Below are 281 nucleotides of genomic sequence, written 5' to 3' on the forward strand. Positions count from 1 at the left end.
GTATCTTTACATTGCTGGAAGCAGCTGATCGACCGTATGCGGTACTTCACTAGTTGAACGGTAATATGCTTCTAAAGACTGTAGAAACTGAATTAAATCAAAGTCTTCAGCGACCTCAATTACACGAATCTTTTCCTTCGGCAATTTATCAATTTTTTCAATGAACAGTTCACGAATATCGCTAGGGATTTGTTTTCCTTTATGCCCACTAGACTTTAATAGTTCGCGAATTTCAATTTCTAATGCTGTATATGCGTTAATATTTACTCCTTGCTCATAAG

General features: G+C 36.3%; 1 pseudogene. It reads right to left on the reverse strand.

What is annotated here, in order from left to right:
- Positions 1–6: 6 nt before the first annotated feature.
- Positions 7–281, reverse strand: a pseudogene (locus JDS80_RS30860) (hypothetical protein); the annotation flags it as partial.

Source organism: Bacillus cereus group sp. N8 (assembly GCF_016483685.1).
In the GTDB taxonomy this organism is placed as follows: Bacteria; Bacillota; Bacilli; order Bacillales; family Bacillaceae_G; genus Bacillus_A; species Bacillus_A proteolyticus.